The 9123-nt window shown below is 73.7% G+C and carries 7 protein-coding genes and 3 pseudogenes; 1 reads left to right on the forward strand and 9 read right to left on the reverse strand.

The window, feature by feature from the left end; genetic code table 11:
- The 9 genes and pseudogenes from ACIQIB_RS38900 to ACIQIB_RS38940 all read right to left on the reverse strand — a co-directional run.
- Nucleotides 1-322: pseudogene (locus tag ACIQIB_RS38900) on the reverse strand (hypothetical protein); the annotation flags it as partial.
- Nucleotides 323-622: 300 nt separating this feature from the next.
- A pseudogene (locus ACIQIB_RS38905) lies at nucleotides 623-835 on the reverse strand (helix-turn-helix domain-containing protein); the annotation flags it as partial.
- 276 nt (nucleotides 836-1111) lie between these two features.
- The gene (locus ACIQIB_RS38910) at nucleotides 1112-2326 is read right to left on the reverse strand and encodes a cytochrome P450 (RefSeq protein ID WP_363613483.1); all 1215 of its coding nucleotides are present in this window, start codon (nucleotides 2324-2326) and stop codon (nucleotides 1112-1114) included.
- Nucleotides 2323-2961: a GTP-binding protein gene (locus tag ACIQIB_RS38915; RefSeq protein ID WP_400655981.1), complete on the reverse strand. Its 639-nt coding sequence runs from the start codon at nucleotides 2959-2961 to the stop codon at nucleotides 2323-2325. Before ACIQIB_RS38915 ends, ACIQIB_RS38910 begins: the two co-directional genes overlap by 4 nt.
- Nucleotides 2939-3292, reverse strand: coding sequence for a DUF742 domain-containing protein (locus tag ACIQIB_RS38920; protein WP_400655978.1), 354 nt, complete (start codon nucleotides 3290-3292; stop codon nucleotides 2939-2941). Before ACIQIB_RS38920 ends, ACIQIB_RS38915 begins: the two co-directional genes overlap by 23 nt.
- Complete coding sequence (locus ACIQIB_RS38925; protein WP_363613479.1) at nucleotides 3289-3714, reverse strand: roadblock/LC7 domain-containing protein; 426 nt, start codon at nucleotides 3712-3714, stop codon at nucleotides 3289-3291. Before ACIQIB_RS38925 ends, ACIQIB_RS38920 begins: the two co-directional genes overlap by 4 nt.
- Nucleotides 3711-5534, reverse strand: a complete 1824-nt coding sequence (locus ACIQIB_RS38930; protein ID WP_363613477.1) for an ATP-binding protein — start codon at nucleotides 5532-5534, stop codon at nucleotides 3711-3713. Before ACIQIB_RS38930 ends, ACIQIB_RS38925 begins: the two co-directional genes overlap by 4 nt.
- 114 nt (nucleotides 5535-5648) lie before the next feature.
- The gene (locus ACIQIB_RS38935) at nucleotides 5649-6674 is read right to left on the reverse strand and encodes an MBL fold metallo-hydrolase (protein WP_363613475.1); all 1026 of its coding nucleotides are present in this window, start codon (nucleotides 6672-6674) and stop codon (nucleotides 5649-5651) included.
- A gap of 270 nt (nucleotides 6675-6944) precedes the next feature.
- Nucleotides 6945-7868 (reverse strand): GNAT family N-acetyltransferase, encoded by a 924-nt coding sequence (locus ACIQIB_RS38940; RefSeq protein WP_400764128.1) that lies wholly within the window; start codon nucleotides 7866-7868, stop codon nucleotides 6945-6947.
- Between the two features lie 260 nt (nucleotides 7869-8128).
- Between ACIQIB_RS38940 and ACIQIB_RS38945 the strand changes: the two are divergent.
- Nucleotides 8129-8968: pseudogene (locus ACIQIB_RS38945) on the forward strand (DUF692 domain-containing protein); the annotation flags it as partial.
- Nucleotides 8969-9123: the final 155 nt, after the last annotated feature.

Consider the following 9123-nt stretch of genomic DNA (forward strand, 5'->3'; position numbering starts at 1 on the left):
CGTCGTCGCCCTGGCACTCGGGAGACGCCTGGCGAGGCGCCGGAGCAGCCTCGGACGGTGCCGGCCGGTGGGCGGATGGGAACGGGGGCACCTTCAACAGCCGGGCCGCCAGGACGGCGCCGACACTTCGGGTGATCTTCTCCGGGAGCGGGGCGGACAGGATGCCCGTCAGCGCGTCCCGGCTCCAGCCGCCCGCGAGCAGCCCCTCCACCCGGGCGGCCTGATCCGCCAGCGGCTTGCCCGCGAGCGCCATGCGCGGTTCACAGCGGCCCAGTTCGAGCAGCAGCTCCATGCCCTCCGTCGGACGCGGCGGGCTCGGCACCTTCAGACTTTTCAGGGTCCCGACGGACAGCTCCGCGTCCGGGCCGACCGGCCGGGACGGAAGGACGGAAGGTCCTTCAACTTCCCTCCGAATCAGATTCCTTACCCTCCCGGAGGGGTTTCCCGTCTTCCCGGCCGCCGCCGTTCCGGCTCCGGGGAGACCGGCGGCCGGAGACACGGGAAGCGGCGGCACCGTGTGCACCGCCTTGCCCGTGACCGGGACCTCGTGGACGGACACCGTGGTCCGCACCTGTCCCGTCAGCGGGTCCCGCTCGGTCCGCCGGATGTAGTGGCCGGCCTGCTCCAGCTCACGGAGCGCACGGCTTACGGTCGTTCGGCCCTCGACACTCTTCGCCGCCAGGGTCCGCACGTCCTCCCGGGCCCCGTCGGGAAGGCTGAGAAGGTAACTCAGCAGCCCACGGGCCGCCCAGCTGAGCGAGTGCTTCCGGACGACGTGGCCGTTGTCGAGGATCGTGTACCCGGGCGCATGCTTCGGGATACGATGGATCTGCATAGGGAGCTCTCATCTCCTGGTGCCGAGCCCCGGGGTGTTCCAGCACCGCCGGGGAGCATCTTTTGGCACGGCTCATCAGATTAATTGCGCCAACAGGTCGGCGTGACACCACCGTTGGCCGCAAGGATCACCGTAGACGCGGCGGACGGACACCAGCGCCGGAACCAGATAGTCCCCTCTCCGGATCACCCGAACAGACGGCGCGCGAACACCCCCCCTGGCGCAACACAAAACAGCGCGCCCCCGAACGAATCCGGAGGCGCGCCGCTCCCGGGCCTACCCGCCGACCGGGCTGAACCGGACCGGCAGGTGGACCAGGGCGCGGTGGAACGGGCCCGGGCGCCAGAACAGGTCGTCGGCCGGGGTGCTCAGCGCGAGGTCGCTCAGCCGGCTGGTGAGCTGCTCGATCGCGGTGATCGCGATCAGCAGGGCGGGGTCACGGGCCGGACAGGCGTGCGGCCCGGCCGCCCAGGCCAGGTGGGCGCTCTCGCCGCTGCGCAGCTCGCCCCCGTCGGTGTCCGGCGCGGCCCGCGAGTTGGCGGCCGCGTAGGAGACCAGGAGCAGCGAGCCGGCGGCGATCTCCCGGCCGTGGAAGGTGATGTCGTACCGGGGGTAGTGGGCGGAGAAGTTCGCCAGCGGCGGCTCGTGCCAGAGCACCTCGTCGATCGCCTGGTAGGCCGTCATCGCACCGCCGAACAGCGATCCGGCGTAGCGGGCGTCGGTGAGCAGCCGCAGCAGCGCGTTGCCGATCAGGTTGGTGGTCGGCTGGTGCCCGGCGATCATGGTCAGGGTGATCTGCCGGATCACCTCGTCGTTGTCCAGCCCGGCCGGGTGGTTGAGGAACCAGGAGGTCAGGTCGTGACGGGCGTGCTCGCGGCGCTCGGCGACCATGCCGGTCACCACCGAGACGAGGTCCGCGTAGGCCGCGCCGGCCTTCTCGGTGGACTCGATCATGCCGGAGATGCCGGCGACCAGCCGGGCGCTGTGCTCTTCGGGCACACCGAACCAGGTGTTGAAGACGAACACCGGCAGCTGCCGCGCGTACTCGGCGATCAGGTCGGCGGAGCCGGCCGCCTCGAAGCGGTCGATCAGCTGGTGGGCGACCTCGGCGACCCGGCGCTGGAGCAGGTGCGGTTCGATCAGCGCCAGCCCGTCGGTGATCACCTGCCGGTAGCGGGCGTGCACCTCGCCGTCGCTGAACAGGGCGGTCGGCCGGTAGCCGAGCATCGGCAGCAGTGGTGAGGCCGCCGGGACGGTCTGCTGCCAGGCCCGGGAGTCCTTGGAGAAGGTGTCGGTGTCGCGCAGCAGGTCCAGCGCGGCCTGGTAGTCGGTGACCAGCAGGGCCTCGACGCCCGGCGCGATCTCCACCGGGGCGACCGCGCCGTAGCGGCGCAGCTGCTCGTAGACGAGCTGCGGGTCGGCCGCGAAGACCGGGCCGTAGATCGGGATCGGCCGGGTCTCGGGCCTCGGCGGGCTGGTGTCGGCGGTCACGGCTGCTCCAGGGCGGCGGCGGGTGCGGCGGGCAGGACGTCCAGGACGTGTTCGGCCAGCGCGATCAGCGCGTCCAGGCTGGCACGGCGCTCGCGGGCGTCGCAGAGCACCAGCGGGGTGTCCGGATGCAGGTCCAGATGGGTCCGGAGCACCTCGATCGAGTGCACGGGCGCGTCGGGGAAGCAGTTGACGGCCACCGCGTAGGGCAGGCCCTGTTCCTCGACCATGTCCATGATCTCGAAGGAGTCGGCCAGCCGGCGGGTGTCCGCGAGCACCAGGGCGCCGAGAGCGCCGCGCGCGATGTCCTGCCAGAGCGGGAAGAACCGCCGCTGGCCGGGCGTGCCGAACATGTAGAGCACCAGCTGGCCGGGCAGGGTGAGCCGGCCGAAGTCGACCGCCACCGTGGTGGTGGTCTTCTCGGGCAGGCCCGCCGCGTCGTCCACCGGCGCGCCGGTTTCGGTCATCGCCTCCTCGGTGTGCAGCGTGGCGATCTCCGACAGGGTGCGGATGAGCGTGGTCTTGCCGACCCCGAACGGGCCGGCGACCACCAGTTTCATCAGCGTCTGGTCCCGGTCGGGCAGGTAGCCCACCCGGCTCGGGCGGCCGGTCGGGCTACCGGAGAGTGCGGAGTCCAACGAGGAGCCTCTCAACGATGGAGCGGTCGGTCTGCTGTGCGCGGGGGATCGGGCTGCGGGCCCGTAAACAGCCCGCGTCGACCAGATCCGCCGCGAGGAAGACGGTGGCGCTGACCGGGAGCCGCAGGTGCGCGGCGGCCTCCACGACGGTCAGCGCGCCCGGGCGCAGCAGCTCCCAGAGCCGCCGGTGTTCGTGTTCCAGCTCCGGCGGCGGCTCGGCGCCCGCGGCGTACAGGACGGTGAGCCGCTCGAAGCCGGCGCCGCCGGGCCTGCTGCGGCCGCCGGTGGCCAGGTAGGCGGGCACCATCCGCCTGCGGGGTACGGCGGTCATGACCGGGCGGTGCTCTCCTGTTGCCGTGCCGGACTCGCCATCGCACGGCCCAGGGCGGCGACCTGCACCTGCATCTGGTAGGCCACGTTGCCGAGTTGGGCCTCCGGCGAGGTGAACACCGCGAGCGAGGTGTTCTCCCCGGCCGGGACGACGATGGCGAAGCCCAGTTCGGACTCGACCACGGTCTGGGCCAGCCGGGGCTGGTCGGTGTCGGTGAAGGCGCTGGTGAACGCGCGGGCGGCGGCGTGCACGGTGGCCGTCATCGCGGCGACCCGCTCGGCGGAGGCCCGGTCGAGGCCGTCCGAGGCGCCTTCGACGAGGCCGTCACCGGTCGCGATGACCGCGTGCAGGACTCCCGGCAGCTCCAGCAGCGGGGTCAGCACCCACGAGATCTCGTCGGTGGCGGTAGGGCTCGTGCTCACTGCTCGGCTCCTTCGGGGGTCTGGGCGGGGCTGTGGCCGGTACCTGCGGTGTCGGCCGTGCCGTCGGACCGGTCGGCCCGGTCCGCGGCTTCCGCCACGGCGGCCCGGCCGGTCCCGGTGCCCTGCTGCAGGGCCTGCCAGCGGGCGGCGGCCTGCTCGGGGGTGCGGGCGGGCGGGGCGGCGGGCGTTCCGGCGGGACTGCGTTCGGCGGTGGGGTCGGCGGCGCGCGGGACGGGCACCCGGTCGTCGGACGGCAGCGGCTGGCGCCGGCGGCGGCTGGGCAGCCCGCTGCCGTCGCCGGACGGCACGGCCTGCACGGGTGGCGCGTCGGGCCCGGACGGCACGACGTGCATGGTCGGCACGGTGTGCCCGACCGGCGGTTCGGGCCGGTCCGGGTCGCGGACGGTGCGCCCGTCGCGCCCGTCGGACAGCTCGCGCGGGGTCGGCACGGCCTGCACGGTGGGCGCCGGAGCCGGGCCCGCGCCGGCCCGCAGCGGCAGCGGGGTGAGCACCGAGAGCGGCTGCTCGTCGTCCACCACCGTCAGCAGCGCCGCCGGGATCCGCACGATCGTCCGCATGCCGCCGTACGGCGAGGGCTCGATGTGACAGGAGAAGCCGTACTGGCGGGCGAGCTTGCCGACCACGGCGAAGCCGGTCTTCGGCGGGTTGCCCAGCTCGGTGAGCAGCACCTCGGGCGGGCCGGTCAGCAGCCTGCGGGCCCGGCGCAGCTGGTCCTCCTCCATGCCGATGCCGCTGTCGTCGATGATCACCAGTGCCCCGCGGCCGCCCTGCTGGACGGTGACCGGGACGTCGGTCTCCGGGTGCGAGTACGCGGTGGCGTTGGCGAGCAGTTCGGCGACGGTGATGGCCAGCGGCTCGGCGGCCCGGGCGACCACGGCCAGCCGGCTCTCCCGCAGGTGGTTGGCCACCTTGATGCGGGCGTAGCCGGGCACCCGGGAGAGCGCGCCGACGACCACCTCGGCGAGCGGCGAGTCGGTCCGGGCCAGGCCGGGCCAGGCCTCGCAGAGCACCGCGATGGTCTGGATCCGGCGCAGGGCGACCTCGTTGCGGAAGTCGACCTCCAGCAGCCGGGGGTCGTCGTTGTCGTGCTGGAGCTGCTGGACCAGGCTCTGGATCTGGTACAGCAGCGTCTGGATCTTGGAGGTGGCGCCGCGCATCGCGGCCCGGGCGGCGGCGTCGACCCGCTCGCGTTCGTCGGTGATGGCGGCCGCGGCCGCGTCCAGCACGGCCTGCAGGGCCTGGACCGCCTCCGGGCCGATGCCCTGCCGGTCCAGCGGTCCGGCCACCGGCGCGTTGGGGTGGCTGAGCCGCAGCGCGGTGGCCGCCACCCGCTCCTTGGCGAGGTGGCCGATCTCGGCCAGCAGCTCCCTGGTCCGCTCGTCCGCGTCGGTCAGCCGCTGCTCGGCCTCGGCGGTCCGGCCCTCGGCGGCGGCCGCCCGCTCCTCCGCCTGGTGGATGAGCCGTTCCGCCTGACCGGTCCGCCCCTCGGCGGCCAGGGCGCGCTCGGCGGCCTCCCTGGTCCGCTCGTCCGCCTCGCGGGTGCGCTCCTCGGCGGCCCGGTAACGGCCCTCGGCGCGGCGGGTCTCCTCGGCCGCGTGCCGGGCGGCGTCCTGCGCCTCGCGCTGCTGCTGCTCGGCCCGGGCCAGCCGGCCCTCGGCGACGCGGGTGCGCTCCTCGCTGTGCGCCAGTCCGGTCTCGGCGGCCGCGGCCCGGGTGAGGGCCCGGGAGCGGCCGCGGGCCAGGACACCCGCCAGCACGGCGGCGGCCACCACCAGGGCGAGCAGCGCGATCTGCGTCATCGAAGTCCTCGGAAGTCCTCGCTGGAAGGGCTGGAAAGGGGGTGCGTGCACGGTCCGGACGGGCCGACGGCGGCGCCGGCGCTGCGGTCCGTCCGGTCTGTTCGATCCGTCCGGTCAGGCGGGCGAGCCGGTGCTCCGCCCCGCCCGGAGCCGCGGCACCCGACCAGTATCCTCGTCCAACTCCCTGGCCACCAGGGCAACCTGACTCATGGCCTCCAGGACGCTCGGCACCTCGGAGCCGTCCAGGTGGCGGTACTCGGCGGCGACGGTGAGCACCAGCCGCTCGGGCAGGCCGAGTTCGGGGTAACGCTGCTCGGCGATGACCCGCCGGGCGGCGTCCAGCGCGGGTATCCCGGCGGCGTGCAGGGCGTGCGCGCGGTCCCGGACGTACTCCAGGTACCCGATGTGCGCCTGGACGCCGGAGCGGTCGAGCACCGGGCCGTGGCCGGGGACGACGACCTCGGCGCCGGTGGCCAGGATCCGCTCGCAGGCCTCGATCACGTTCTGCAGCGGGCCGGCCCAGTGCACGGGGTGGTCGCCGGGCTGCTGCGGCGTCGATCCGAAGATCACATCACCGGTGAACACCGCGCGCTGCCGCGGCAGGTGAACGATCAGGTCGCCGCCGGTGTGCGCGGCCGGCAGCCCGGTCACCTGCACCGGGTACTCCCCCACGCGCAGCTCCAGCTCACCGTGGAACACCGTGTCCGGGCGCACCGGCTCGGTGCCGGACCAGTCGAACTGCCCGAAGTGCTCGCGGAGGTAGCCGCCCAGCGGCGAGGCCGGGTCGCTGCCCGTCACCAGCGCGTGCTGCTGCTTCGGGGTCGGCTCGTAGTGGATGTGCTCCAGCGCCTCGCGGGTGGAGATCACCTCGGCGTCCGGGAGCACCCCGGCGCCCCAGAGGTGGTCGCCGTTGGCGTGCGTGACGATCACCCGGTCCACCGTGACCCCGTCGGGCAGCCGGCGGCGGCTCTCTGCGAGGAACTCCGCGGCCATCGAGGGGTCGTACGGTGTGTCGATCCACAGTGCGGTCTTCGGCGAGACCAGCAGTCCGCAGTTGGCCAGGCCCCAGCCCCGCTTCGGGGGGAGCCACACATACAGGTCCTCGGCAATCGCGCTCACGTTCGCACGGTTGATCGTCATGTGCGCGATTATGCCCATGATGTGTCAGGGGCGGGAAAATTCCTGTACGTTCACCGACAGGCCGCGCCCCAGACTCTCCCGACCTGTCCCGATTCGCACACCCTTGGTCGGTACCAATCGTCTCACCCAGCGGGACGGACCACGAAACGGGAACGGACGGCGCGACGACGGACCGGCCGGGCCCTCACAGCGCGGGCAGGGTCCGGGTGCTCGGTGCAGAAATCCGGAAATCCCGTGGTGAGTACGCCCCCGGACCGCGGCGGCGGGGCCTCAGCCGTCCAGCCGCTTGGTGAACTTCCGCTCGCTCGCGCAGCGTTCGTATCCCAGCCACGCATTGATCGCGAGCATCGGCGCATTGGTCGCGTCGTTGCTGGTGTACGCCCAGCGGTAGCCCGCTGCCCGGGCCCGGCGCAGCGACTCCGCCTTGGCCAGCTTGCTCAGGCCCCGCCCCCGGAACTCCCGGCGGCAGGCCGTGAACGCCGACCAGTACCGGTGCGCGCCGTCCGTCTGCACCGCGGTGAACGCGGCCGGCTCGCCGTTCACCACCGCCACCACGGTCAGCTCCCGGTCGAGGTCGGGCCGGGCCCATGCGCCGCGCAGCCAGTCCTCGTAGTCGGCGGCGTCCATCTCGACCTCGCCGGGCTCGTCGCGGATCGCGTCCGCCTCGATGAGGAAGACCGGGTACGGATCGTCCACCCAGTCGGTGGCCGGCCGGAGCCCGACACCCGGCGGCAGCGCCGTGGCCGCCGGCAGCGGGAGCGTCAGGTCGCGGCCCGCGAAGTGGGCCGGCCGCCCCTCCGTGAAGCCCCGGTGGGCGGCGAAGGCCAGCGACTCCGGCCGGTCGTCCACCCAGCTGTGCAGCTCCACCACACCGTGCTCGACGAGGTGCCGCTCGGCCGCCGCCAGCAGCGCGGTGAAGGCGCCGCGGCCCCGGTACGCGGGCAGCACACTGCCGTTGGCGTACCCGACGCCCTTGGTCGTCGTCCCGGTGACCACACCGCAGCGGATCGACCCGACCACCTCGCCGTCCAGCTCGGCGACGAAGGTACGGGAGTGCTCGCCCCCGGCCTGGCGGGTGTTCAGCCACACGAACACCTCGGGGGTGAGCAGGAGGTGCTCACGGCCCGCGGTGTGCGCGGCGGCGGCGGCCCCGGCGTCGGCCGGACGGAAGTCACGAATCGTCAGTGTCGTCATAGACGCGCCACGCTAACCGCCCGCCCGGCCGGGCCGCCTCCGAATTTCGGCCCCCCACCAGCAGCTCGGCACGGCGGACGGGACTAAAGTCCCTCACCACCGGGCCCTCAAGCTCAAATAATGCTCTGAGATGACCGGGCGAGGCTTGGCAGCCACCCCACCCGGGGACATCCTCAGCAGCGCGGCCCGGCGGTCCTGGCGACGACGCCCGCACCACCCGACGGCCACCCCACCCAGCCCTCCGAAGGGGGCGCGCACCGATGACCTCCCCCGCAGTGAACCGGCCCGCGGCGGCCACCCCGGCGAACCGGCTCGGCATCGGCCTCGGCTGGCGCAGTGAGATCGACACCGTGGTGGAACGGCAACCCGGCCTGGACTGGGTCGAGGTGGTCGCGGAGAACATCTGCGCCGACCACCTGCCCGAGTCGCTGACCGTCCTGCGGGCCCGCGGCGTCACCGTCGTGCCGCACGGCGTCGCGCTCGGCCTCGGCGGCGCCGACCGGCCCGATCCGGCCCGGCTCGCCCGGCTCGCCGAGGCGGCCGAGGCGCTGGACTCCCCGCTGGTCACCGAACACCTGGCGTTCGTCCGGGCCGGCGGCCTGGAGGCCGGGCACCTGCTGCCGGTGCCCCGCTCGCGCGACGCCCTGCGGGTCGTCGCCGAGAACGTCCGGATCGCACAGGACCTGCTCCCGGTGCCGCTGGCGCTGGAGAACATCGCCGCCCAGCTGGCCTGGCCGGACGACGAGCTGACCGAGGGCCAGTTCCTCGCCGAGCTGGTCGAGCGCACCGGCGTCCGGCTGCTGATCGACGTCGCCAACCTGCACACCAACCGGGTCAACCTGGGCCTGGACCCGGCCGCCGAGCTGGACCGACTGCCGCTGGAGGCGCTGGCCTACGTCCATGTGGCGGGCGGCACGATGATCGACGGCATCTGGCACGACACCCACGCCCACCCCGTCACCGAGCCGGTGCTGGAGGTGCTGGCCGAGCTCTGCGCGCGGGTGGCACCGCCCGGGGTGCTGCTGGAACGGGACGCCGCCTTCCCGCCGCCCGCCGAACTGGCCGGCGAACTGGACGCCATCCGGCGTGTGCTGGAGGGGGGCCGCACGACATGACGGGCCCCGCGCACAAGAGCCCGGCGCACGAGGGCCCCACGCACAAGCTTGGGTTCTAACGGTCCTCGCAACACCCGCGATCTGTGGGAGTTGCGAGGGCCGTGGCTGTTGGACGCGATGATCTTTCGGGTTTGAGGGAG

Source organism: Kitasatospora sp. NPDC092286, assembly GCF_044755565.1.
In the GTDB taxonomy this organism is placed as follows: Bacteria; Actinomycetota; Actinomycetes; order Streptomycetales; family Streptomycetaceae; genus Kitasatospora.